This is a genomic window from Streptomyces sp. ITFR-6, assembly GCF_031844725.1.
In the GTDB taxonomy this organism is placed as follows: domain Bacteria; phylum Actinomycetota; class Actinomycetes; order Streptomycetales; family Streptomycetaceae; genus Streptomyces.
The window spans coordinates 363,503-387,060 of the sequence record NZ_CP134612.1 but is presented as its reverse complement, the minus strand read 5'-3'; the positions used below and the strand labels follow the sequence as shown (position 1 = coordinate 387,060).

Sequence of the window (23,558 nt, the reverse complement as noted above, 5' to 3'; positions counted from 1 at the left end):
ACAGCTACACGTCACTCTCTGGGAGAGCGCTCTCCCATTCGGTTTCGGGACACCGTCCCGCACTCTTCTGCCAGGAGAGAATGTGCACAGACCTAGCGCAGCCCTGCCCGCGAGACCGCGTACGGGCACGCTGTTGATCACTCTTCTCGCGCTTCTCGCGTCGTCGCTCGTGATACTCACGGCGACCTCCGCCCGAGCCGCCGATTCCCTGCTCTCCCAGGGGAAGACCGCCACCGCCTCCTCCCGCGAGGGAGACGGCTACTCGGCGTCGGCGGCCGTGGACGGGAATACGAGCGGCACCCGCTGGGCCAGTGAATGGAGCGACCCGCAGTGGATCCAGGTGGACCTGGGCGCCACCGCGGACCTGAGCAGGGTCGTCCTGACCTGGGAATCCGCCTACGGCAAGGCGTACCGGATCGAGGCGTCCGACAACGGATCCGACTGGCGCACGCTCAAGACCGTCACCGACGGCGACGGCGGCACCGACGAGCTGGCCGTCTCCGGATCCGGGCGGTACGTCAGGATGTACGGCACCGCCCGCGCCGGCGGATACGGCTACTCCCTCTGGGAGTTCCAGGTGTACGGCAGCGCCGACGGCACACCGCCCGCCACCGGCGGCGCGGTCCGGGTCACCGGCTCCCAGGGCAACTGGCAGCTGACCGTCGACGGCAAGCCCTACCAGGTCAAGGGACTGACCTGGGGCCCGTCCGTCGCCGACGCGGCACGCTATCTGCCCGACCTGAAGTCGATGGGTGTCAACACCATCCGCACCTGGGGCACCGACGGCTCCTCCAAGCCGCTGCTGGACGAGGCCGCGGCCAACGGCATCCGGGTCGTCAGCGGCTTCTGGCTCCAGCCGGGCGGCGGCCCCGGCAGCGGCGGCTGCGTCAACTACCTGACCGACGACGCGTACAAGGCGTCCTCGCTCACCGAGTTCGCCAAGTGGGTCGACACGTACAGGAACCACCCCGGCGTACTCATGTGGAACGTCGGCAACGAGTCGGTGCTCGGTCTCCAGAACTGCTACAGCGGTGACGAACTGGAGAAGCAGCGCAACGCCTACACCACCTTCGTCAACGACGTGGCGAAGAAGATCCACACGATCGACCCCGACCACCCGGTGACCTCGACCGATGCCTGGACGGGAGCCTGGCCGTACTACAAGCGCAACGCCCCGGACCTCGACCTGTACTCGGTCAACTCCTACGGCGACATCTGCGGGGTGCGGGGCGCGTGGGAGTCCGGCGGCTACACCAAGCCCTACATCATCACCGAGGGCGGCCCGGCGGGTGAGTGGGAGGTCCCCGACGACGCCAACGGCGTCCCGGACGAGCCCACCGACGTGCAGAAGGCCGAGGGCTACACCAAGGCCTGGAACTGCATCACCGCCCACCGGGGCGTCGCGCTGGGCGCCACGCTCTTCCACTACGGAACGGAGCACGACTTCGGCGGCGTATGGTTCAACCTGGTGCCCGACGGCAAGAAGCGGCTCTCGTACTACGCCCTGAAGAAGGCGTACAAGGGCTCCACCGCCGGGGACAACACCCCGCCCGTCATCAGCGACATGACGGTCCAGAACGCGGGCGGGGCTCCCGCCGGCAAGGAGTTCACCGTCGGCGCGGACATCCGTGACCCGGACAACGACGCCCTCACGTACAAGATCTATCTGAGCGGCAACTACGCCACGGGTGACAAGGCACTGGTCGAAGCGGACTGGCGGTCCACGGGCAACGGCACCTTCGCGGTGAGGGCGCCGGAGCGGCTCGGGGTGTGGAAGGTCTACATCCAGGCCGAGGACGGACACGGCAACGCCGGCATCGAGACCAAGTCGGTGAAGGTCGTGGTGCCGCCGGTCACCGGCACCAATGTGGCGCTCGGCCGCCCGGCCACCGCCACCTCGGCCCAGGCCGGCAGCACCGGCTGCCCCTGCACCCCCGCCATGGCGGTCGACGGCAGGACCGACACCCGCTGGGCCAGCGACTGGAGCGACCCCCAGTCGATCCAGGTCGACCTCGGTGAGCGCAAGTCCTTCCGCCACCTCCAGCTCGTATGGGACCCGGCCTACGCCAAGTCGTACGAGGTACTGGTCTCGGACGACGGCAGCAACTGGCGCTCGGTGTACTCCACCACCAGCGGGAACGGCGATGCCGACGATCTCGACATCGCCCAGACGGCCCGTTACGTGAAGCTCAGCCTCACGCAGCGGGGCACGGCCTGGGGCTACTCGCTCTGGGAGTTCGGCATCTACAGCTGATCACCCGGCGGCGCCGGTGAGGGGAGTCCGCCTCACCGGCGCCGCGTCCCACGGGGCGTGTCGCCGGCTCGGCCGGGGCAGGGGAACGGCATGGTGATGACATGAACGTCGCAGATATTCTGGTGGATGGATACACCCGCGTCCGTGAGACGGTGCACTCGGCCGTCGAGGGCCTCGAACCCGATGATCTCCACGCCCGCCTCGACAAGGGGGCGAACTCGATCGCCTGGCTCGTCTGGCACCTGACCCGGGTCCAGGACGACCACATCGCGGACGCGGCCGGCATCGAACAGGTCTGGTCGGCCCAGGACTGGTCCGCCCGCTTCGATCTGCCCTTCGCCGAGGGGGCCACCGGCTACGGGCAGAGCAGCAAGCAGGTCGGGGAGGTGAAGGTGGACTCGGCGGAGCTGCTGATCGGCTACCACGACGCGGTGCACCTCCAGACCATCAGCTTCGTCCAGGGCCTCGACGGCAAGGCGCTGGACCGGGTCGTGGACGAGGCCTGGTCGCCGCCGGTCACCCTGGGCGTACGGCTGATCAGCGTGCTGTCGGACGATCTCCAGCACGCCGGGCAGGCCGCCTTCGTACGCGGTTCGCTGGAGCGCCGGTAGCCGGCCTCAGGCCGCGGGCGGGGCGAGCGGTCCGCGGGTGCGGGCGTAGTGCCCCGGGCTGGTGCCCACGACGCGCTTGAAATGGCGGGCCAGATGGGACTGGTCGTAGGAACCGGCCGACATCGCCACCTCTGGCCCCGGCAGCCCCTGGAGGAGGAGCCGGCGCGCCAGATCGACCCGGCGCCCGGTCACGTACTGGTGCGGTGCCATCCCGAACTCCCGGCTGAAGGCCCGCACCAGATGCGTGTGATGGGCGTGCAGGCGCTGCGCCGCCTCCTGGAGCGTGATGCCCGCTACGAACCGTTCGTCGAGGAGATCGCGCAGCCGGTGGGCGACCCTGCGGTCGTGGACGTACCGGACGGGCTCCAGCCGGTTGCGCAGATGCCGGTCGAGCCGCTCGGCGACCAAAGCGAGCCGGCTGGCCGCCTCCAGCTCGTCGCCCGGCCGGGAGAGCGTCGTGTGGAGCCGGGCGATCCGGCGCCGCAGCGCCGGATCGTGCAGTACGGGGCTGTCCACGGCCATGCCGATCAGCCGCTCGTCGACCTGCGCGGTGTTGAGGTACAGGACGCGTTTGCGGAAGCCCTCGGCGGTCGCGGCGCCGCCGTTGTGCGGAATGTGCGGCGGCAGCAGCGTCACCACATGACTGAGCACGCCGTGTTCGTGGTGGTCCAGGTCGTAGCGGACCGCACCCTCGTCCACGATGAGCAGGGTCCACGCGTCATGCGTGTGCATGGGGTAGGAGTGATCGATGAAGTGGGCGTGGAAGACCTCTTCGATCCCCTCCACGGGCGGACACCACGCGGTGATGTCCGGACGAGCAGCCATGCACCGATCGTGCGCCCGGCGCGCCACGCCGCCCTGCCGCTCCCGGGCGGCATGCAAAGTTCGTACAAGACGGGCCGGGGGAGGGGCGGGCAGGCTCGGGGCCATGACACACGAAACCGCCCCCGTCCGCTTCGACACCAAGATCGCCGTACTGCTCCGGGACGACCTGCTGACCTGGCAGCGGCTGAACGTCACGGCCTTCCAGGTCAGCGGGCTCGGCACGGCGGTGCCCGGACTCGTCGGTGAACCGTACGCCGACGCCGACGGCACCCCCTACCTGCCGATGTTCCGCCAGCCGGTCCTGGTCCTCGAAGGAGGGAAGGAGGTGCTGACGGCGGCCCACACCCGTGCGGTCGGCCGGGGTGTGCCGCTCTCGGTGTTCACGTCCGACCTCTTCTCGATGGGCAACGACCGGGACAACCGGGCCGCCGTCCGGGCCGTGCGGCGGGACGGGATGGACCTCGTCGGGCTGGCCGTGCACGGCCCCGCAACGCCGTGGACAAGATCCTCAAGGGCGCGTCCATGCACTCCTGAACATGGTCGCCGCCGGCCCGGCGCGTACGGGGCCGGCGGCGCGCCCGGCCCGTCACACGGTGCGTTCGACGAAGTAGGGGAGCAGTGCGAGGAGTTCCCCGGCCGCCGCCGGCTGCAACGCGACGCTCTCCAGGCAGGCGCGGGCACTGTCCAGGTGCCGGTGGGCCTCGGCCACGGTCGCCGACCGCCCGCCGGCTTCCTCGGTCAGACGGGCCGCGCGCCGGGCCGCCGCGTCGTCGAGCGGCTCGCCGGTACGCAGCAGCGCGCCCAGTTCCAGCGCCGCCCGGTCGCCCGCCGCGAGGGCCGTGAGAACGGGGAAGGTCTTCTTCTGCCGGCGCAGATCGCTGTGCACCGGCTTGCCCGTGACCTCCGGGTCGCCCCAGATGCCGAGCACGTCGTCCATGGCCTGGAAGGCGACCCCGAGATGGCGTCCGGCAGAGGTGAGGGCGTCGACGGCCGTCCGTCCGGCCCCGCCGAGCACGGCGCCCAGACCGGCGGCGCAGCCGAGCAGCGAGCCCGTCTTGTGCTCGGCCATCAGCCGGTACTCGTGCGGCCGCACGGCATCGGGTCCGGTCCAGGGCCGGGACTCGAAGAGCAGGTCGTCGGCCTGGCCGCGGACCAGGTCGTTCAGCGTCCCGGACAGCAGCCGCACGGCCTGCACACAGTGCGTGCCGGGGGCGTCCGCCAGGGTCTGCACGGCCAGCGCGAAGAGCGCGTCGCCCGCCAGGACGGCGGGCCCGGTCCCGTAGGCCTTCCAGGCGGTGGCGCGCTGTCTGCGGGTCTCGTCGCCGTCCATGATGTCGTCGTGGAGCAGCGAGAAGGTGTGGATCAGCTCGGCCGCGACGGCGCCCCGTACCGCACAGCGTGCGGGCGCGCCGACGGCCTCCGCGCCGAGCACCGCGAGGGCCTGCCGGATCCCCTTGCCCTGCCCACCGGGGACGGCCCGGCCACCGGGCCCGTCCCAGCCGAGCGAGAACGCGGTGATCTCGGCGTGCCAGGGATGCAGCTGCCGCACGGCCCGCTCCAGGCCGGGCCGGACGAGAGCGCGGCAGCGGGCGAGTATCTCCGGCGCCGTGGCCTGCTGGGTCACCGGCGGTGTCATCGGCGGCCGGTTTCCCCGGCCACCGTGTCACCGGCCGGTGACACGCCGAGTTCCGCGTAGGCCTTGTCGACCATGTCGCGGGCGTTGAGCAGTCCGATCCGGTCCAGCGTGACCCGCAGTCTGTCCAGTTCTTCGGCGGTCTCCGCGCGGTCGCGGCCCAGCCGGGCGCGCGACTTGACCAGGCCGAGGCGGGCCAGCGCCTCGCCCCGGGGTTCGGTCATCGCCCGGAATTCCCCCAGCGCCTCTTCGTAGACCTGCCGCGCCTCCTCGTACCGCCCGGCACGGTAGAGCACGTTGGCGCGCATCTTGTGGTTGTAGGCGAGGGCGCTGGACAAGTTCATTTCGCGGCAGGTCAGTTCGGCCTCCGACAGCAGGGCGAGCGCCCGCTCGGGGTCGTTGTCCCGTACGGAGATGATGTCGGCCATACCGCGCAGGGCCCAGGCCCGGCCGCGCCGGTCGTCGGCGTCCCCGGCGAGCTGCGCCGCCTCCTCGAACATCTCCAGGGCGGTGTCGAACGAGCCGGTGTTGCGGTGGATCTGCGCGATCCCCTCCAGGGCCCAGACGGTGTGCCGCGCCTCGCCACGGGCCCGCGCCTCCGCGAGGAGCTGCTCGTGCAGCGCCGCGACGGTCCGGTAGTCGCCCTGGATCCGGCCGGTCTCCGCGAGCCCGGCGAGCGAGTAGCCCCGGGCGACCACATCGCCGCCCTTCTTGCCGAGGTCCGCCGCCAGACCCAGCAGCCGGAAGGCGAGTCGCAGCGCGCCCCGCTGGCGGGCGAGGGTGCCGCCGCTCCACAGCGCCCAGGCCATCGCCCCGGTGTCCTCGGCCGACCGGGCCGCGCGGTAGCTGGCCTTCCAGGCGCGGTCGGCGTCCTGCACATGGCCCAGCCTGCGGTGCGCCTCTGCCACCGCGAGGCCGGTGCGGGCCACCTCCCGCTGGGATCCGGCGAGTTCGGCCGCCCTCAAGTGGCGTTCTCCCTCGGCCAGTACGTCGGTGAGGGAGGCGTTCACGGACATCTTGGTGAGGGCGCCCTGGTACTCGGGCGCCAGTGCTTTGCTGTGCATGGGAGCCTTTCACGCGCGAACGGGTCGGCCGCGTCAACTATACGCGTGATGTATACGCGCAGTGCATAGTTGCCCGGTGGTCCGACCTGTGCGCTCATGGGGGGGGTCGGAAGAGGCTTGTCGTGTGCGGCGTACCGCCTTGTTGTGGATCAAGACGGCTCTTGCGCGCTCAGGGTTGCTTCGAGTTCACCTATTCGTACAGAGAACCGCGCCCGGCGTTCGCCCGGTCAGCCGGACCGGTCCGTCAGGTGCTCGGTGAACCACTCCCGGGCCAGCCCGGCGACCTCGTCCAGCGCGCCCGGCTCCTCGAACAGGTGCGTCGAACCCGCGACGACGTCCAGCCGGTTCTCGCAGCGCAGCGCCGACTTCGCCTGCTGGTTCAGTTCCAGGACCCGGGTGTCGCGGCCACCCACGACGAGCAGTGTCGGAGACCGGACGTCCCCGAGACAGGGGCCCGCCAGATCGGGCCGGCCGCCCCGGGAGACGACCGCGCCGATCCCCGTACCGCGCTCCGCGCCCATGGCCGCGGCCGCCTGCAGCGAGGCGGCGGCCCCGGTGCTCGCCCCGAAGACACCTACCGGCAGGGACTCGCGACGCAGCAGCCGGGCGGTGGCGTCCACCAGCCGTTCCGCCAGGGTCCCGATGTCGAAGACGTTGGCGCGGTCCGCCTCCTCCGCCGGTGTGAGCAGGTCGAAGAGCAGGGTGCCGAACCCCGCCCGGTGCAGGGCCGCCGCCACCGAGCGGTTGCGCGGACTGTGCCGGCTGCTGCCCGAGCCGTGGGCGAACACCACGAGAGCGCGAGCGGATCCGGCGGCGGTCAGCTCACCCGGCAGCACGACGCCGCCCGCCTCCACCTCGACGGGCGCCGGCGCGGCCGCCCGGCCCCCGGCCCGCGCCAGCAGCGCGACGACCTCCTCGTCCGGGGTCCGGCCGAAGTTCCGGTACCACTCACCCACCGCGGCGAACCGGAGCGGCGTCGACAGGCACACCAGCTCGTCCGCCCGGCCGCGAACCCGCTCTGCGGCGTCCGGCGCCGCCACCGGTACGGCCAGCACGACACGCGCCGCACCCTGCGCCCTGGCCACCTCGCACGCGGCCAGGGCGGTCGCGCCGGTCGCGACGCCGTCGTCCACGATGATCACGACGCGTCCCTCGAAGCGGATGCGCGGCCGGTCGCCGCGGAAGGCGCGGGCCCGCCGCAGCAGCTCGGCGCTCTCGGCGCGCTCCACGGCGGCGAGCTCCTCGGCGGAGGCCCCGCTGCGCCGCAGGATGTCCTCGCTGATGACCCGCACACCGCCCTCCCCGAGGGCCCCGAAGCCCAGTTCCGGGTGGCGCGGGACACCGAGCTTGCGGACCACGATCACATCGAGCGGCGCGCCGAGCTCCTGGGCGACCCGGAAGGCCACCGGGACCCCGCCACGGGGCAGGCCCAGTACGACGGGATCACTTGCCGCCAGCGAGCGGAGAGCCGCCGCGAGCCGTTGTCCCGCGTCAGCGCGATCGGAGAACAGCACGGGGATTCACCCCGGACCGGGAGAGGAGGGACAGCCGTCCGCATACCTTCTTCGAGTCGACACCGTGCACCACGGATCCGCAAGCCGGCGGCGGAGCCCGTTCCGCCGGGAACGGTCCTCCTAGGGGCCACGTCACAGGACGGAACGTGCCACCCGGAACCCGGTGTCGTCGATCCGGAACGTCGGGTGGCTGCGCCGCCGCACCGATGCCCGGCAGCTCCAGTGCTCGTCGAACCAGCCGCCGCCACGCAGTACCCGGTAGCCGCCGTACACCTCGGCGTCGTAGACGTCCCAGCACCATTCCCAGACATTGCCCAACATGTCGTACAGGCCCCAGGCGTTGGGCTGCCTGCCGCCCACCTCGTGCATCCGCTCCAGCGAGTTGCCGCGGTGCCAGGCGATGTCGTCGAGCTCCCCGTAACGCGCGCCGGTCGTGCCGGCGCGGCAGGCGTGTTCCCACTCCGCCTCCGTGGGCAGCCGGTACCCGTCGGCGCCGCTGTCCCGGCCGACGCACTCCGTGCCCTCCGCCCCGTCGGCGGCGGCTTCGACGCGGTAGGCGGGGGTCAGTCCGGACTGTACCGACAGGGCGTTGCAGAACCGGACCGCGTCCAGCCAGGAGACGCCCTCGACGGGCAGCCGGCCGCCCTGAGCGGTGGCCGGGCGCTCGCCCGTGACCTGGGCGTACAGGTCCTGGGTGACCACGGACGCGGCGATCCGGTACGGGGCGAGAGCGACCGTCCAACTGCGTTGCGTACGCCGGTCCGACAGCGTGACCCGGCCCGCCGGGACTGTGATCATCCGGATGTCCGTGACTGTGTCCATGGAGCACTGATCGTATCAACGCCGTCGGAGACGGTGCCCGGTTCGCGCCCGGCGGTCAGCCCGCCGAGGCCTCGCGGGTGATCGTGTCGAACCGCGCGCCCATCGCCGCCGCCAGCGCCTGCGCCCCGGACAGCGGCCGGACCATCACCGTCATGTCGTCGATCTCACCGGCCTCGTTCAGGTGCAGGAAGTCGCAGCCGCTGATCTCCCGGTCGCCCACCTTCGCGGTGAACGCCAGCGCGTGGTCGCGGCCGTCCGCACTCGCCATCTCCCGGACGTACCGGAAGTCCGAGAACACCTCGGTGACCGCGCGCAGGATCGCGGCGGTGAGGGGCCTGCCGGAGTACGGCTTGAACGCCACCGGGCTGGTGAAGACGACGTCCTCGGCCAGCATCGCCTCGATCGCGTCGAGATCGTGCGCCGCGACGGCTTCGCGGAAGGGGTGCATGCGGCGCTCCACAGTCAATTTGTCGAACAGGTGTTGAAGAGGTTAGTCATATCGGCGTCACGGCTCTACCGGGAGCTGGACCGGCGGGCGGCTCAACGGAGTTGTCAGACCCCTCGGTTAGGCTTCTCCCATGACTGAATTCGTACTGGTGGCGGGTGCCTGGCTGGGAGCGTCGGCATGGGACGAGGTGGTGCCCGGACTGCGCGCGGCCGGGCACGGCGCCCACCCGGTGACCCTGAGCGGTGTCGGGGAGAAGCGGGGACTGCCGGTCGGCCCGCAGACCCATGTGGCCGACATCGTCGATGAGGTGGAGCGCCTCGGCCTGCGCGACGTCGTCCTGGTCGGCCACAGCTACTCGGGCATCCCGGTCGGCCAGGCCGCCACCCGTATCGGTGACCGGCTGGCCCGGGTCGTCTTCGTGGACGCCGGCGTTCCGGCCGACGGCGAGTCCTTCGTCTCGGCCTGGTGGCAGGGCCCGGCCGCGATGGAGGCCGAGCTCGCGGGCAACGGCGGCTCCTGGGCGCCGCCGGCCGCGGCCGACTTCGAGGGCCAGGGGCTCACGGCGGAGCAGACCGCGCGGATCGTGGCCGACGCGACGCCGCACCCGGGCGCCTCGCTGAGCGATCCCGCCGTGCTCGGGCGCCCGCTCGACAGTCTCCCGGCCACCTACGTCAAGTGTTTGCTCGACGGACCGGAACCCAGCGACGACGTGGCCGCGCTGCTGACCGGGGACAGCTGGGAGCTGGTCACCATGGACACCGGACACTGGCCGATGTACTCCCGGCCGGCGGAGCTGGTCCGGATCCTCACCGGGGCGGCCGAGCGCCGGGGCTGAGCGGGCGCGGGGTCTGAGCCGGCGCCGGCCCGATCGGGCGCCAACAGCCCCCGCGGCCCGGCACCGTCCGCCGCCCCCGCCACGAACAGTCGATCAGTACGCGCGCTCCCGCACAGTCCCGGGCTGCAATGGACGGGTGACCGCGCCCCCGGACGACTGCCTCGCGCGCAACGAATGGATCTGCGGCGCCTATCTGAGCAGCCGCCGGCACATCCTGTGGGAGGCCGTGCTCCAGCACCTCCAACTGACCGTGATCGCCGTGCTCATCGGCCTGGCGCTCGCCCTGCCGCTCGCCCTCGCCGCCCGCCGCTGGCGCTGGGCGGCGGGCCCGGTGCTCGGGGTCACCACCGTCCTGTACACCGTGCCGTCCCTCGCGATGTTCTCGCTGCTGCTGCCGGTGTACGGACTCTCCGCCGCGCTCGTCGTCGCGGGCCTCGTCCTCTACTCCCTCACCCTCCTCGTACGGAACATCCTGGCCGGACTCCGAGCCGTACCCGAGGAGACCCGGCAGGCGGCCCGAGGCATGGGATACGGCCCCGTACGGCTGCTCGTCGCCGTGGAACTGCCCCTCGCCCTGCCCGCCGCCATGGCGGGCCTGCGCATCGCCACCGTCTCCGCGGTCTCCCTGGTCACCATCGGCGCGATCGTCGGCTACGGCGGCCTCGGCAACCTCATCTACTCCGGGATGAACACCTACTTCAAGGCCCAGGTGCTCACCGCGTCCGTCCTCTGCGTCGTCATCGCCGTCGCCGCCGACCTGCTGCTCCTCCTCGTGCAGCGCCTGCTGACCCCCTGGACCCGGAGGCAGTCGTGAACACCCTCTCCAAGGCCTGGTCCTGGCTCACGACCTCAGCGCACTGGTACGGCGACGACGGCATCTGGACCCGGCTCGGCCAGCACCTCTACCTCACCGTCGTCTGCCTGCTGATCAGCTGCCTCATCGCGCTGCCGGTCGCTCTGGTCCTCGGCCACCTCGGCAAGGGCGGCGCCCTCGCCGTCAACATCTCCAACGTCGGCCGGGCCGTCCCCACCTTCGCCGTACTGGTGCTGCTCCTGCTCACCCCGGTCGGCCGGTTCGGAGAAGGGCCGACCATCGTCGCCCTCGTCCTGTTCGCCGTACCGCCGCTGCTCACCAACGCGTATGTCGGCATGCGGGAGGTCGACCAGGATGTGGTGCGGGCGGCCCGGGGCATGGGGATGACCGGCAGGCAGCTGCTGTTCCAGGTCGAGGTGCCGCTCGCCCTGCCGCTCATCCTGACCGGCGTAAGGATCGCGGCCGTGCAGCTCGTCGCCACCGCCACCATCGCCGCCCTGGCGGGCGGCGGCGGCCTGGGCCGGATCATCACCGCCGGATTCAACCTCGCCTCCACCGCCCAGGTCGTCGCCGGAGCGGTCCTGGTGGCTGTGTTCGCCCTGATCGTCGAAGGGCTCTTCGAGCTGGCGCAGCGGCTCGCGCCCGACTGGGTCCGCGACGGGAACACCGGATGAGGGCCCGCCGCACGCTCCCCGCGATCCTGCTCCTCGCGCTGCCGGTGACCGCCTGCACCACCGGACCGGCGCTGGAGAACCAGGGCGAGGTCACCGCACCGCCCGGCGACAGCAGACACCTCACCATCGGCTCCGCGGGGTTCACCGAGAGCGATCTGCTCGCCCAGATGTACGCCCTGCTGCTCGACCGGGCCGGATACTCCACGAAGATCATCTCGGTCACCAACCGGGAGATCTACGAACCGGCGCTGGAGAGCGGCCAGATCGACGTCGTACCGGAGTACGCCGCCACCTTCGCCGACTGGCTGAACGCCAAGAAGAACGGCGCCGACGCCGAACCCGTCGGCTCCCCGGACCTCGCCGCCACCATGAAGGCCCTGCGCGCCCTGGCCGCACCGCGCGGCCTCACCGTCCTGGACCCCGGACGCGCCGTCGACCAGAACGCCTTCGCGGTCACCTCCGCGTACGCGAGGAAGCACCACCTGAAGTCGCTGAGCGACCTGGGCAGATCAGGGCTGCCGGTCCGGCTGACGGCAGGCGACGAATGCGTGCAGCGCCCGTACTGCGCACCCGGCCTGAAGAAGACGTACGGTATCGACATCACCGCCGTCGACCCCAAGGGCGTCGGCACCACCCAGGCCAAGCAGGCGGTCCAGAGCGGCCGGGACCAGATGGCGCTGACCACCACCACCGACGCCACCCTGGGCGAGTTCGGGCTCGTCCTGCTCGCGGACGACAAGCACCTGCAGAACGCCGACTACCTCGTCCCCGTCGTCAACCGTTCCCGGGCGGGCAGCGAAGGCGTGCGCAAGGCGCTGGGCAGGCTCAACACCGTACTGACCACCGCGGACCTGGCCCGGCTGAACGAGCAGGTCGACAGCTGGCGACGGCTCCCGGAGGACGTGGCCCGCAACTATCTGCGCTCCGAGCACCTCATTCCGGCCGACTGAGCATGGCCGGACCCGCTCAGGGAGATCGGGCCCGGTCGCGCCCGGTCGGCGCGGGCGATGAGTCCGCGCCTCCGGTGGAGTCATCCTGTTGAACCCCACGACTGAGAAGGCGGAGCGACGAGCACCCTGCGCGAAGTACTCGAAACGCATGTCCGTCACGGCTCTGTGCCGGGCGCGGTGGGGCTGGTGGCCCATCGAGGTGGCGTCCGCCGGCTCCGCCCTCGCGGACGGCGGCGCGCCGATGGCCCGCGACTCGATCTTCCGGATCGCCTCGATCACCAAGCCGGTCACCGCGGCCGCGGCCATGATGCTGATCGAGGACGGCCGGATCGCGGCCTCGGACCCGGTCGGGCGGTGGCTGCCCGAACTGGAGTCACCGAAGGTCGTACGCACCCCGGACAGCCCGGTCGACGACGTGGTCCCGGCCGTCCGGCCGATCACCGTCTTCGACCTGCTCACCTTCCGCGCCGGGTACGGATTCCCGTCCGACTTCTCGCTGCCCGCCGCCGCACCCCTGTTCAGCGAGTTGCACCAGGGCTCGCCGGAACCGAAGGGCGTCGCCGCCCCGGACGAGTGGATGGCCGCGCTGGCCCGCATTCCGATGCTCCACCAGCCGGTGGAGGCGTGGCTGTACAACACCTGCTCTGACATCCTGGGCGTCCTGATCGCCAGGGCCTCCGGCCAGTCGCTGCCGGAGTTCATGGCCGAGCGCCTGTTCGAGCCGCTCGGGATGACCGACACCGGCTTCGCCGTCCCGGCGGACCGGCTCGACCGGTTCACCGGCTACTACCGGGCCGGCGCGGAAGGAGCCCTGGAACTGCTGGACGCCCCTGACGGACAGTGGAGCAGCATGCCGGACTTCCCGTCCGGGGCCGGCGGGCTCGTCTCGACCGTCGACGACTGGTACGCGTTCGCCCGGATGCTGCTCGACGAAGGAGAGGTCGGCAGCCGCAGCCTGCTGACGCCCGCATCGGTGCGGCAGATGACGACCGACCACCTGACACCCGCTCAGCGCGCGGCCAGCGGGCTGTTCACCGAGGGGCAGGGCTGGGGATTCGGCGGCGCCGTCGACGTGGAGACGCTCGATCCCTGGAACGTGCCGGGGCGCTACGGCTGGGTCGGTGGCACCGGCACGACGGCGCACATCATCCCGTCCACCGGTACGGTCGCCGTCATGCTCAGCCAGGTCGCGATGGCGGGCCCCACCCCGCCGGTCATGATGCGGGACTTCTGGCAGCACGCGGCGGCTCCTCGCTAGGGTCGCCCGCATGCCTGAGCACGCCTACCTCGCCGCCGTCCGGGAGTCGTACGACACCGTCGCCTCCGACTACTTCGAACGGGTCAAGCCTCCCGAGGAGCTCGACCCGCTGTCGCGGGGCATGCTGAACGTCTTCGCGGAGACGGTGCGAACGGCCGGGCTCGGGCCTGTCGCCGACCTGGGCTGCGGGCCCGGCAGAGTCGCGGCCTACCTCGCCGGGCGGCAGGTGGACGTATTCGGGCTGGACCTGTCGCCCGTCATGGTCGAGCTGGCCCGCGGCGCCCACCCGGATCTGCGTTTCGGTGTCGGCTCGATGACCTCGCTCCCGGTCCAGGACGGCGGACTCGGCGGCATCCTGGCCTACTACTCCACCCACCACACCCCACCGGCGCTGCTGCCCGTGGTGTTCGGTGAGTTCCGCCGCACCCTCGCGCCGGGCGGCTGCCTGATGCTGGCAGGCCACGTGGGGGCCGGCCAGCACCTGCGTCCCACCCGGGCGTACGGCGGTCACCTCGTCTCCTACGAGTCGTACCTGCTGCCGCCCGACCGGATCGCGGAGCTCCTGAAGCAGGCCGGGTTGGCCCTCACCGCACGACTGGTGGAGGAACCCCGTGAAGGCGCCGAGCGGACCTTCGCGACCTTCCTCGCCCGCAGGCCGGAGCAGCCCTGAGGACCGCATCCGCCCGGCGGTCCTGATCACCGGCATGTCAGAGGGCTCTGGCAGCATCACGGGCATGACCGACATCGATGACCTGGTGCAACGCGTCGCCGTCCGGGCCGCAGCGGACAACGAGGACCTTCCCACGCCTGCGGGCGATGCCCGGATAGCGCAGGCCGAGGCCCAACTGGGCTTCGCGTTGCATCCCCTGCTCGCGCGCCTGTACCGCGAGGTCGCCGACGGCGGGTTCGGGCCCGAGTACCGGCTGCTGCCGCTGATCGGTCCGGACAGGCCGGACGCCGGTGTCGTCGGGGAATACCTGACCCGGCGTGAGGCATCCGTCGCAGTGGCGCACCCGGAGTGGCCCGCAGGCGTCGTACCGGTCCTGACCTGGGGCTGTGCCATGTACGCGGGGGTCGACTGTCTCAGTGAGGACGGTCAGGTCCTGCTCTTCGAGCCGAACGCGTACGGCGGCGGATCGTGGGAGCAGTGCTGGTTCCTCGACTCCGCCGGCCTTGCGGAGTGGCTGGAGACCTGGCTCGCGGGGACGGGCTGGTTCGAGGAGGACGCCTGCGAAAGGGACGACGTGGCCGAACCCGAGCCGTGGGAACAGGCCGGACAGCGGCTGTCCGCCGGTGTGTAGGCGAGGGCGGAGCTGGGGACGCGCACCCGTCAGGCGTCCGACACCGAGTCGAAGTCGACCTCGTCGCGTCCCACGCCCTGCGCGTCCGCGTCCACAGAGCGGCGGAGCGCCTCGTGCAGCTTCGCCGGAGTCAGCACGCCGAGGAACCGCGCCCCGTCCAGCACCGCCACCCAGCCGGCGTCGTGCTGGAGCATCTCGCTGAACGCCTGCTTCAACGGGGCACCGACCGGCACCCACGCGTCCATCCGGCGGGCGAGCTCGCCCACCGTGCCGTGCTCCCCGGCGATCCGCAGCGCGTCCGCCGCCACCCAGCCGTGCAGCTCGCCCTCGCCGTTCAGGACCACGGCCCACCGCGAGCCCGCGGCGACGAGCCGGGCCGCCGCCACCCCGGCCGGCTCGTCCAGCCGGGCGACCGGGGGCTCCTCCAGGTCCTCCGGTTCGATCTCGGTGACCGAGAGCCGCTTGAGACCCCGGTCGGCGCCGACGAACCGGGCCACGTACGGGGTCGCGGGGGACCCGAGCACCGCCCCCGGGCTGTCGTACTGCTCGATGCGGCCCTCCCCGTACACCGCGATGCGGTCACCCATCCGCACGGCCTCCTCGATGTCATGGGTGACCATCAGGACCGTCTTCCTGACCGTCGCCTGGAGGCTCAGGAACTCGTTCTGCAGCCGCTCCCGCACCACCGGGTCCACCGCGCCGAACGGTTCGTCCATCAGCAGAACCGGCGGGTCGGCGGCCAGCGCGCGGGCCACGCCGACCCGCTGGCGCTGGCCGCCGGAGAGCTGGGCGGGGTACCGGGAGCCGTACGTCGCCGGATCGAGGCCGACCAGATCCAGCAGTTCGGCCGCCCGCTCCCGCGCTCTGGACCGCTTCCAGCCGACCAGTGCCGGGACCGTCGCGGTGTTGTCGAGGACCGTCCGGTGCGGGAAGAGCCCGACCTGCTGGATGACGTAGCCGATGCCGCGGCGCAGCTTGACCGGGTCGAGAGTCGAGATGTCCTCGCCGTTCACCAGGATCCGCCCGGAGGTCGGCTCGATCAGCCGGTTGACCATCATCATCGTGGTGGTCTTGCCGCAGCCGGACGGGCCGACGAGGGTGACGAGCTCGCCCTCGCGGACTTCGAAGGACAGTTCGTGCACCGCCGTCGTGCCGTCCGGATAGACCTTGCCGACCTGCTCGAACCGGATCATGACTGCACGTTAGGAGGCGGCCGGGCCCGCCGCACACGGGCCGGGACTGTCCGGGTCACCCGGGTGTGCTGAACTGTCCGGGAAACATCGGATTCAGGAGCACCCTTGAACAGCTACCGTCAGCTCGGCGTCGTCCTCACCGACCGCCACTTCACCGTGCCGCTCGACCACACCGACCCCGGCGGTGAGCAGATCGAGATCTTCGGCCGGGAGGTGGTGGCGGGTTCCAGGGCCGCCGAGGAACTGCCGTGGCTGCTGTACCTGGAGGGCGGTCCCGGCTTCGGCGCCCGCCGCTTCACCGGCACGGACGCCTGGCTGGGCCGTGCGGTGCGGGAGTTCCGGGTGCTGCTCCTGGACCAGCGCGGCACCGGGCTGTCCACCCCGGCCAACCGGCAGACGCTGCCGCTGCGCGGCGGCCCGCGTGAGCAGGCCGACTACCTGACGCACTTCCGGTCGGACAGCATCGTGCGGGACTGCGAGCTGATCCGCCCGCAGCTGACGGGCGGCGCACCCTGGACGGTGCTGGGCCAGTCCTTCGGCGGCTTCTGCGCCGTCCGCTACCTCTCCGCCGCGCCGGAGGGGCTCAGTACCGTCCTGATCACCGGCGGCCTGCCCTCGCTCGACGCCCACGCGGACGACGTCTACCGGGCCGCGTACCCGAGGATCGAGCGGAAGAACGCGGCGCACTACGCCCGTTACCCGCAGGACGTCGAGCGCGCCCGCGAGATCACCGCTCACCTCGCGGAGCACCACCCCGAGAGCGCCGGGCACCGGCTGACGCCCGAGGGGTTCCAGTCCCTCGGCATCATGCTCGGCGGCGGCAGCGGCAGCCACCAGCTCCACTACCTGCTGGAGAACGCCTTCGTCCGTACCCCGCACGGCACCGAGCTCTCCGACAGCTTCCAGGAGGCCATGCGCACGGCCTGCTCGTTCGCCGGGCACCCGCTGTACGCGCTCCTGCACGAGGCGATCTACGGTCAGGGCGAACGCCCCACCGGCTGGGCGGCCGAGCGGGTGCGCGCCGAGTTCCCGCAGTTCGACGCGGCGGCCGCGCTCCGGGGCGACGGCCCGGTCCTGTTCACGGGCGAGAGCATCCACCCCTGGCACTTCGACGTGGACCCGGCCCTGCGCCCGCTGCGCGAGACGGCAGAGCTGCTCGCCACCCGCGCCGACTGGGAGCCGCTGTACGACGCGGAGCGGCTGGCCGCCAACGAGGTACCGGTGGCCGCCGCCGTCTACCACGACGACATGTACGTGGACACGGCCCACGCGCTGCGTACGGCCGCCTCGATCCGAGGGCTGCGCACCTGGGTGACCGACGAGTACGAGCACGACGGGCTGCGCGCGGGCGGCCCGAAGGTCCTGGACCGGCTGCTCGCCCTGGTCCGCGACGAGGTCTGAGACCGCGACGAAGTCTGAGCCGGCGACGAGGTCCGGCCCCGCGACGGGGCCGGGCGGGTCAGCCCTGGAGGGCGTCCAGCGTCGCGTCCAGACTCGCCGCCGCCCGCGGGTCACGGTTGTACGGGAGCCGGGACAGGACCGCCGCCATGCCGCACGTGTCGGTCACCGCGGAGTACACGAGACCGGTGCCGATACCGGCGGACAGCCAGCGCGCGGCCGGATACCTGACCCCCGCCAGCAGACCGGCCACCACCAGCGAACCGGCGGCGAGCCGCACCTGCCGCTCCAGCGGCCAGCCGGCCCGGGAGCCGGCGGGGCGGTCCAGATCGCGCCCCTCGCCCTCCCAGGCGGAGGTGCCGCCGGTCAGCGTGGCGGCGTCGATGTCGGCGGCCGAGAGGATGTCGCAGGCCCGGGTGGAGCGGACCCCGGAGGCGCAGACGACGAGCAGTGCGCCCCGTGCGGAGGCGGACTTGAGCGCGGGGACGGCCTCGGAGAGACGGTCGAGCGGGATGTTCAGGGCGCCGGGAACGTGTCCGGAGGCGTACTCGCCAGGGCCCCGCACATCGATGACGGTGAACTCCGTGAGGCGGGCCGCGGCCTGGGCTGGTGAGAGCGATACGGGGCTGGTCACGAGTGGTGTTTCCTTTCGTTCACCGGGCGGGGCGGGGTTCTCGTTCTCTCCTGCCCCGGACGGGCCAGGGTACCCGTCGGGGTATCCGAAGCCGTGGTCAACGGAGTCCGGGCGGGCCGCGCTCCGCCCGGCGGGACGCGGGTGCGGCGTCCCTGCCGGGCGGATTCGTACGGGCTCCGGTCAGTCGGTGCCGAACTCCATGGCGGCGCGGTCGAGCATCTGGTCGTCGTCGCCCTCCGCGCGGTCGCGGGAGGCGATGACCTCGGCGCCGCCCTGCGGCATCGCGCCGATCAGCCCGGTCGAGGCGGCCTGGGCGGCACCGATGAGCGTGGCGTGCGTGTTGCCGACGATGCCGAGATCGGCGTACTGCTCCAGCTTGGCGCGGGAGTCGGCGATGTCGAGGTTGCGCATGGTGAGCTGGCCGATCCGGTCCACCGGGCCGAACGCGGAGTTGTCGGTGCGCTCCATGGACAGCTTGTCCGGGTGGTAGCTGAACGCCGGACCGGAGGTGTTCATGATCGAGTAGTCCTCGCCGCGCCGCAGCCGCAGCGTCACCTCTCCGGTGACCGCCGCGCCGACCCAGCGCTGGAGGGACTCACGGATCATCAGCGCCTGCGGGTCGAGCCAGCGGCCCTCGTACATGAGACGGCCCAGGCGCCGGCCCTCGTTGTGGTACTGCGCGACGGTGTCCTCGTTGTGGATCGCGTTGACCAGCCGCTCGTAGGCGGCGTGCAGCAGGGCCAGGGCCGGCGCCTCGTAGATGCCGCGGCTCTTGGCCTCGATGACCCGGTTCTCGATCTGGTCGGACATGCCCATGCCGTGGCGGCCGCCGATGGCGTTCGCCTCCATCACCAGGTCGACGGCGGAGGCGAACTCCTTGCCGTTGATCGTCACCGGGCGGCCCTGGTCGAAGCCGATCGTGACGTCCTCTGTGGCGATCTCGACCGACGGGTCCCAGAACCGCACACCCATGATCGGGTCGACGGTCTCCACGCCCGTGTCCAGGTGCTCCAGGGTCTTGGCCTCGTGGGTGGCGCCCCAGATGTTGGCGTCGGTGGAGTACGCCTTCTCGGTGCTGTCGCGGTAGGGGAGGTCGTGGGCGAGCAGCCACTCCGACATCTCCTTGCGGCCGCCCAGCTCATGGACGAAGTCCGCGTCGAGCCAGGGCTTGTAGATCCGCAGGTGCGGGTTGGCGAGCAGACCGTAGCGGTAGAACCGCTCGATGTCGTTGCCCTTGAACGTGGAGCCGTCGCCCCAGATCTGTACGTTGTCCTCAAGCATCGCCCGGACCAGCAGGGTTCCGGTGACGGCGCGGCCGAGCGGCGTGGTGTTGAAGTAGGCACGCCCGCCCGAGCGGATGTGGAACGCGCCGCACGTGAGCGCCGCCAGGCCCTCCTCGACCAGCGCCGCACGGCAGTCGACCAGACGCGCGATCTCGGCGCCGTAGGCCGACGCGCGGCCCGGGACCGATGCGATGTCGGGCTCGTCGTACTGGCCGATATCGGCGGTGTAGGTGCACGGGACGGCACCCTTGTCGCGCATCCAGGCGACCGCGACGGAGGTGTCGAGACCACCGGAGAAGGCGATGCCGACGCGCTCGCCGGCCGGCAGGGAGGTAAGAACCTTAGACATGGGAAGAGTATGCGCTATTACGCATGATCATGCAAAGTGGGTTCGTGGACGCGCCGTCGGGGCGGAGTCGTGCCGACGGGTCCGCGTGCTGATCCGCCGCCGATCGGGGGGCAGCCCTTAGCCTGCCGGTACGACCGAGCAGCTGGAATCCATGCCCGTGGACTGGCGGCGCGCGCTCGCCGTCGTGGCGCACCCCGACGACCTGGAGTACGGCTGCGCGGCGGCCGTCGCCGTCTGGACGGACGAAGGGCGCGAAGTCGGCTATCTGCTGGCCACCCGGGGCGAGGCCGGCATCGACACCCTCGAACCGGAGAGGTGCGCACCGCTGCGCGAGCGGGAGCAGCGCGCGAGCGCGGCGGTCGTCGGGGTCTCCCAGGTGGAGTTCCTGGACCATCGCGACGGGGTGATCGAGGACGGCGTGGAGCTGAGCCGCGACATCGCGGCCGCCATTCGCCGCTACCGGCCCGAGCTGATCGTCACGCTCAACCACCGCGACGCCTGGGGTGGCGTCGCCTAAAACACCCCCGACCACCGTGCGGTCGGCCGGGCGGCCCTGGACGCGGCGGGAGGCGCGGGCAACCGCTGGATCTTCCCGGAGCTGGCCGAGCGGGGGCTCGAACCGTGGGACGGGGTGCGCTGGGTGGCCGTCGCCGGATCGGCCACGCCGACGCACGCCGTCGATGTGACGGCCGGACTCGAACGCTCCGTGCGTTCGCTGCTCGCCCACCGCGCGTACATCGAGGTGCTCACGGACCAGGACCCGGAGGAGTACCGCCGCACCTTTCTGGCCGGAAACGCGGAGACCTCGGGCGAGCGGTTCGGCGGCCGGCCCGCCGTCACCTTCGAGCTGTTCCCGCGCTGAGCCGGAAGGGCTCTGGCCGCCCCAGGTGTCCCGCCGTACCCTGTTTCGCGCAACAAATTCTGACGCCGTGTCAGTTCAGGCAGGGAGCGAGGGAGGGGATGGCGGTGCTCGACATCCTCGATCACGGTATGCCGCAGGGTGAGGGGCGGATCACGCTCCGGATCGAGGACGGCGTGGGTGTGCTGACCCTCTGCCGGCCCGACCGGCTCAACGGCTGGAGCCGGGAGTCCAGCAGACAGCTCGGCATCATGGCGGACCGGCTCGGATTCGACGGCTAGGTCCGGGCCGTCCTGCTGAGGAGCGAGGGCCGGGCCTTCTGTGCCGGGATCGACGTCACCGCGCCTGGTGGTGCCATCACCGGGCGTTCCCCCTCCGAACGCACCCAGAACTACTGCGAGGGCATCCGCCGGGTGCACGAACGCTTTGCCGCGTTCGCCGGGCTCCCGCAGCCGGTGGTCGCCGCCGTCCAGGGCTACTGCCTGGGTTTCGGCTCCGAGCTGGCGCTCGTGTCCGATATCCGGATCGCCGCCGATGACGCCGTGTTCGCGCTCCCGGAGGCCGGTATCGGGGTCGCCGTCGACGCCCGCGGCGACACGCGGATCGCCCGCAGGGCCGGGGCGGGCTGGGCGAAGTACCTCGCGTTCACCGGCAACGGATCGAGAATTTCCAGATCGGGGTGTTTCTGGCTTACGGATCCGACCGGGGGCGGGCGTTGATCGACCGCGAACTGTATCTTCCGAAGGGCTGGGCCTCGGACCGCAGACGCTGCCGGTATCGGTGACGATGTCGGACTGGTCACCAAGCCCGATCTGGGCCTGCGCATGCTGAAGCGTGCCGTGGAATCCGGCATCCCGTTCGGGTGGGTGACCGCCGATGCCCTCTACGGCCAGACAAGCCGTATCCGGCTGTGGCTGGAGGAACACGACATTCCTCACGTCCTCGCGGTTCCGGAATCGCAGATGGTCATGACCATGGAATTCTTCGATCAGAACCGCGCGCACGAGTTGGTCAGCAGCCTTCCCGAGGGTGGGATCACTGGCTGCTCGCACGCCGCAGCCTCACAGACTCCGCGGAAATCGCCTTCTACATCTGCTTCTCCCCGGCCGCGACCCGATTGGAACTTGCGCAGGTCGCGGGATCCCGGTGGATGGTAGAAGAGTGTTTTCAGACCGCGAAAAACGAAACCGGACTCGATTACTACCAGGTTCGCGGCTATGCCGCCTGGTATCGGCACATAATGATCTCCATGGCCGCCCTTGCCTTCCTCGCTATCCTGCGAGCAGAGGCAAAAAGGGGGATCCAGAATCTGGTAGCGACGATTCCCTCATGCCCGTGTAACCTCGATCTTTCATGAAGGTCTGTCGACGGAGTCGGCGACCGTTTCGCGTTCTGTGGCTGTTGGCGGGCACGCCGGTAGCCCGACTGACGTGTCGGGTGGGCGCGGGGTTCTACTGCTCCGGAGACGTGGTGCTGCTCGCAGGGACAGGAAAGCTACTGGCCAGGTTGGGTTGGGTAGTTGGTCGAGCCGTCGGAGGGCGCCGGTGACGACATGGGTCCATGGCCAGTGGCGAGCGAGGCGGAGGATCCGGCGGCGGCCGGTAGTGATGAGCTGGCCGGCCGGGCTGGACAGGCGGAGTCGCGGAGTTCGAGCTCGGCGATCGGCCGGGCGGTGGTGTTGGTGGCGAAGCACGTGATCCGCGTGCCGTCGGCATCCGTGATCCTCAACTGGGGTCTGGGGTGCGGTCGTTCCTCCCGGACGATCAGCCGCGTGCCCTTCGGCCAGCCGTCGAGCATGCCGCCGGTGAGTTCGGCGACCCAGGCGCCGTCGCGGATCTCCCCACTGGGCTCGACGGCCGGTGTCCATGCGGTGGGCGGCACCTTGAGCACGGCCTGGTGAAATGCGTCGGTGATGGTCATGCCGACCGAATACGACAGCCACCGTCCCCGTTTCGCGAGCCAGGCCACGAATTCGTGGGTGCCGCCTGCGGAGCCGGTGCGGATCAGCGTCCGGCCGCGCGCCGATAGGACTTGGGCAGCTGGGCCAAGGCCAGTCGGGTGGTCGTTAGGTGATCGGCGGCGGTGTTGCTGTCGGCGTTTCCAGGCCTGAGCAGACCGGCCACCGGTTCGCCGGACCCGCCCGTCCCAGGGGCGACGAAGCCCATCAGCGGGTGGTGGCCGAAGGTCTGCTTCCAGGTCGCAGCCGTGTCCTCCTTGTCGGAGTGCGCGATCACCAGGACGCCGCCATGTCCACGGTCACGGAATCGGTCGCATCCGGCGCCGACGTGCCAGCCAACTTCCATACGCGTTGGCGCACTTGGGAGCGTGCACCGCGGATCGCGTTCAGGGCGCGTTGGCCGCCCGCCGCGAGCGTGTCAACCAGCCGGGAGACTGTCGGGTCCGAGGCCACCGGCCCGAACACGGCCGGCTCGGCCCGCAGGGCGCTGATGTCGGCCAGGCGGTCGCCGCTGAGGGTGACCGCGAGCGCCGTGTCCAGCAGGATCTTACCGGGATCGTGCACCGCCTGCGGCTTGCGCCAGGGCGCCAGAGCCGCAGATATCGCAGTATCCAGGCCCGTCTTGCGGCTCGTCTCCACCAGCAGCACAGCCCCGGCCTGCGAGACCACTCCACGACCACTGCCGTCAAACGCGGACACGCGGGTACGACCCGATACGCTTCTTCACCTGAGAAGTGCTTCTTTCCACGGCACGATCCGGACCCTCGACAAGTCCTATCGTTGCAGGTCAGGAGCACTTCTCGCGTTGGTGATCAAGCCTCGGACAGGCCACCTTGTGAAAGCGCGAGACTAGTCGGGGCCCGTCTCGTTGAGGGGCTGCCG

20 protein-coding genes and 5 pseudogenes are annotated in these 23,558 nt (G+C 71.3%); 15 read left to right on the top strand and 10 right to left on the bottom strand.

Annotated features, from left to right (window positions below; all coding sequences use genetic code 11):
* Window positions 1-82: 82 nt before the first annotated feature.
* Both RLT59_RS01545 and RLT59_RS01540 read left to right on the top strand, forming a co-directional pair.
* Complete coding sequence (locus RLT59_RS01545; protein WP_311301666.1) at window positions 83-2,254, top strand: discoidin domain-containing protein; 2,172 nt, start codon at window positions 83-85, stop codon at window positions 2,252-2,254.
* Between the two features lie 101 nt (window positions 2,255-2,355).
* On the top strand, window positions 2,356-2,865 hold the full coding sequence (locus RLT59_RS01540; RefSeq protein WP_311301665.1) for a mycothiol transferase: 510 nt from the start codon (window positions 2,356-2,358) through the stop codon (window positions 2,863-2,865).
* 6 nt (window positions 2,866-2,871) lie between these two features.
* On the opposite strand, the gene RLT59_RS01535 is transcribed toward RLT59_RS01540, so the two are convergent.
* Window positions 2,872-3,690 carry a helix-turn-helix transcriptional regulator gene (locus RLT59_RS01535; protein ID WP_311301664.1) on the bottom strand — a complete coding sequence of 273 codons (819 nt, stop codon included), beginning with the start codon at window positions 3,688-3,690 and terminating at the stop codon, window positions 2,872-2,874.
* Window positions 3,691-3,793: 103 nt separating this feature from the next.
* Between RLT59_RS01535 and RLT59_RS01530 the strand changes: the two are divergent.
* A pseudogene (locus RLT59_RS01530) lies at window positions 3,794-4,224 on the top strand (DUF2000 family protein).
* A 52-nt stretch (window positions 4,225-4,276) separates the two neighbouring features.
* Here the strand turns inward: RLT59_RS01530 and RLT59_RS01525 are convergent.
* From RLT59_RS01525 to RLT59_RS01505, 5 genes are all read right to left on the bottom strand, one after another.
* On the bottom strand, window positions 4,277-5,326 hold the full coding sequence (locus RLT59_RS01525) for a polyprenyl synthetase family protein (RefSeq protein WP_311301663.1): 1,050 nt from the start codon (window positions 5,324-5,326) through the stop codon (window positions 4,277-4,279).
* On the bottom strand, window positions 5,323-6,387 hold the full coding sequence (locus RLT59_RS01520; protein WP_311301662.1) for a tetratricopeptide repeat protein: 1,065 nt from the start codon (window positions 6,385-6,387) through the stop codon (window positions 5,323-5,325). The genes RLT59_RS01525 and RLT59_RS01520 overlap by 4 nt, the downstream gene beginning before the upstream one ends.
* Before the next feature lie 227 nt (window positions 6,388-6,614).
* Window positions 6,615-7,901 carry a phosphoribosyltransferase family protein gene (locus RLT59_RS01515; protein WP_311301661.1) on the bottom strand — a complete coding sequence of 429 codons (1,287 nt, stop codon included), beginning with the start codon at window positions 7,899-7,901 and terminating at the stop codon, window positions 6,615-6,617.
* Window positions 7,902-8,033: 132 nt separating this feature from the next.
* Entirely contained in the window at window positions 8,034-8,723 is a 690-nt protein-coding gene (locus tag RLT59_RS01510) for a formylglycine-generating enzyme family protein (protein ID WP_311301660.1), read from the bottom strand.
* Window positions 8,724-8,778: 55 nt separating this feature from the next.
* On the bottom strand, window positions 8,779-9,171 hold the full coding sequence (locus RLT59_RS01505) for a nuclear transport factor 2 family protein (protein WP_311301659.1): 393 nt from the start codon (window positions 9,169-9,171) through the stop codon (window positions 8,779-8,781).
* Window positions 9,172-9,301: 130 nt separating this feature from the next.
* Between RLT59_RS01505 and RLT59_RS01500 the strand changes: the two genes are divergently transcribed.
* The 7 genes and pseudogenes from RLT59_RS01500 (at window position 9,302) to RLT59_RS01470 (ending at window position 15,003) form a co-directional block, all read left to right on the top strand.
* Entirely contained in the window at window positions 9,302-10,006 is a 705-nt protein-coding gene (locus RLT59_RS01500; protein WP_311301658.1) for an alpha/beta fold hydrolase, read from the top strand.
* A 136-nt stretch (window positions 10,007-10,142) separates the two neighbouring features.
* Complete coding sequence (locus tag RLT59_RS01495) at window positions 10,143-10,820, top strand: ABC transporter permease (protein WP_073734020.1); 678 nt, start codon at window positions 10,143-10,145, stop codon at window positions 10,818-10,820.
* Window positions 10,817-11,494 carry an ABC transporter permease gene (locus tag RLT59_RS01490; RefSeq protein WP_311301657.1) on the top strand — a complete coding sequence of 226 codons (678 nt, stop codon included), beginning with the start codon at window positions 10,817-10,819 and terminating at the stop codon, window positions 11,492-11,494. The genes RLT59_RS01495 and RLT59_RS01490 overlap by 4 nt, the downstream gene beginning before the upstream one ends.
* Window positions 11,491-12,444, top strand: a complete 954-nt coding sequence (locus RLT59_RS01485; RefSeq protein ID WP_311301656.1) for an ABC transporter substrate-binding protein — start codon at window positions 11,491-11,493, stop codon at window positions 12,442-12,444. Before RLT59_RS01490 ends, RLT59_RS01485 begins: the two co-directional genes overlap by 4 nt.
* Window positions 12,445-12,570: 126 nt before the next feature.
* A pseudogene (locus tag RLT59_RS01480) lies at window positions 12,571-13,702 on the top strand (serine hydrolase domain-containing protein).
* 10 nt (window positions 13,703-13,712) lie between these two features.
* Window positions 13,713-14,372: a class I SAM-dependent methyltransferase gene (locus RLT59_RS01475; protein ID WP_311301655.1), complete on the top strand. Its 660-nt coding sequence runs from the start codon at window positions 13,713-13,715 to the stop codon at window positions 14,370-14,372.
* Between the two features lie 64 nt (window positions 14,373-14,436).
* Window positions 14,437-15,003, top strand: coding sequence for an SMI1/KNR4 family protein (locus RLT59_RS01470; RefSeq protein ID WP_311301654.1), 567 nt, complete (start codon window positions 14,437-14,439; stop codon window positions 15,001-15,003).
* Between the two features lie 29 nt (window positions 15,004-15,032).
* Here RLT59_RS01470 and RLT59_RS01465 read toward each other — a convergent pair whose 3' ends face one another.
* Window positions 15,033-16,196: an ABC transporter ATP-binding protein gene (locus tag RLT59_RS01465; protein ID WP_311301653.1), complete on the bottom strand. Its 1,164-nt coding sequence runs from the start codon at window positions 16,194-16,196 to the stop codon at window positions 15,033-15,035.
* A gap of 105 nt (window positions 16,197-16,301) precedes the next feature.
* On the opposite strand from RLT59_RS01465, the gene RLT59_RS01460 reads away from it, so the two are divergent.
* Window positions 16,302-17,597, top strand: a complete 1,296-nt coding sequence (locus RLT59_RS01460; protein WP_311301652.1) for an alpha/beta fold hydrolase — start codon at window positions 16,302-16,304, stop codon at window positions 17,595-17,597.
* 58 nt (window positions 17,598-17,655) lie between these two features.
* On the opposite strand, the gene RLT59_RS01455 is transcribed toward RLT59_RS01460, so the two are convergent.
* Both RLT59_RS01455 and argG read right to left on the bottom strand, forming a co-directional pair.
* A complete protein-coding gene (locus tag RLT59_RS01455) occupies window positions 17,656-18,228 on the bottom strand; it encodes a rhodanese-like domain-containing protein (protein ID WP_311301651.1) in 573 nt (190 codons plus the stop codon).
* Window positions 18,229-18,408: 180 nt separating this feature from the next.
* Window positions 18,409-19,860, bottom strand: a complete 1,452-nt coding sequence (argG, locus tag RLT59_RS01450; protein ID WP_311301650.1) for an argininosuccinate synthase — start codon at window positions 19,858-19,860, stop codon at window positions 18,409-18,411.
* Window positions 19,861-20,011: 151 nt separating this feature from the next.
* Between argG and RLT59_RS01445 the strand changes: the two are divergent.
* The 4 genes and pseudogenes from RLT59_RS01445 to RLT59_RS01430 all read left to right on the top strand — a co-directional run.
* Window positions 20,012-20,722, top strand: a pseudogene (locus tag RLT59_RS01445) (PIG-L deacetylase family protein).
* Window positions 20,723-20,820: 98 nt separating this feature from the next.
* Entirely contained in the window at window positions 20,821-21,000 is a 180-nt protein-coding gene (locus tag RLT59_RS01440; protein WP_311301649.1) for a hypothetical protein, read from the top strand.
* Between the two features lie 12 nt (window positions 21,001-21,012).
* Complete coding sequence (locus RLT59_RS01435) at window positions 21,013-21,438, top strand: enoyl-CoA hydratase/isomerase family protein (protein ID WP_399126809.1); 426 nt, start codon at window positions 21,013-21,015, stop codon at window positions 21,436-21,438.
* Window positions 21,375-22,076 (top strand): annotated as a pseudogene (locus tag RLT59_RS01430) (IS701 family transposase); the annotation flags it as partial. The gene RLT59_RS01435 and the pseudogene RLT59_RS01430, both read left to right, overlap by 64 nt.
* Here the strand turns inward: RLT59_RS01430 and RLT59_RS01425 are convergent.
* A pseudogene (locus RLT59_RS01425) lies at window positions 22,071-23,403 on the bottom strand (IS1380 family transposase). The pseudogenes RLT59_RS01430 and RLT59_RS01425 sit on opposite strands and share 6 nt — an antisense overlap.
* Window positions 23,404-23,558 lie beyond the last annotated feature (155 nt).

Bases quoted from the DNA above. Each gene is read 5' to 3' on its own strand.
- RLT59_RS01540 (WP_311301665.1), top strand. From the start codon at position 2,356: ATGAACGTCGCAGATATTCTGGTGGATGGATACACCCGCGTCCGTGAG.
- RLT59_RS01535 (WP_311301664.1), bottom strand. From the start codon at position 3,690: ATGGCTGCTCGTCCGGACATCACCGCGTGGTGTCCGCCCGTGGAGGGG.
- RLT59_RS01525 (WP_311301663.1), bottom strand. From the start codon at position 5,326: ATGACACCGCCGGTGACCCAGCAGGCCACGGCGCCGGAGATACTCGCC.
- RLT59_RS01520 (WP_311301662.1), bottom strand. From the start codon at position 6,387: ATGCACAGCAAAGCACTGGCGCCCGAGTACCAGGGCGCCCTCACCAAG.
- RLT59_RS01510 (WP_311301660.1), bottom strand. From the start codon at position 8,723: ATGGACACAGTCACGGACATCCGGATGATCACAGTCCCGGCGGGCCGG.
- RLT59_RS01505 (WP_311301659.1), bottom strand. From the start codon at position 9,171: ATGCACCCCTTCCGCGAAGCCGTCGCGGCGCACGATCTCGACGCGATC.
- RLT59_RS01500 (WP_311301658.1), top strand. From the start codon at position 9,302: ATGACTGAATTCGTACTGGTGGCGGGTGCCTGGCTGGGAGCGTCGGCA.
- RLT59_RS01485 (WP_311301656.1), top strand. From the start codon at position 11,491: ATGAGGGCCCGCCGCACGCTCCCCGCGATCCTGCTCCTCGCGCTGCCG.
- RLT59_RS01475 (WP_311301655.1), top strand. From the start codon at position 13,713: ATGCCTGAGCACGCCTACCTCGCCGCCGTCCGGGAGTCGTACGACACC.
- RLT59_RS01470 (WP_311301654.1), top strand. From the start codon at position 14,437: ATGACCGACATCGATGACCTGGTGCAACGCGTCGCCGTCCGGGCCGCA.
- RLT59_RS01465 (WP_311301653.1), bottom strand. From the start codon at position 16,196: ATGATCCGGTTCGAGCAGGTCGGCAAGGTCTATCCGGACGGCACGACG.
- argG (WP_311301650.1), bottom strand. From the start codon at position 19,860: ATGTCTAAGGTTCTTACCTCCCTGCCGGCCGGCGAGCGCGTCGGCATC.
- RLT59_RS01440 (WP_311301649.1), top strand. From the start codon at position 20,821: ATGGCGGTGCTCGACATCCTCGATCACGGTATGCCGCAGGGTGAGGGG.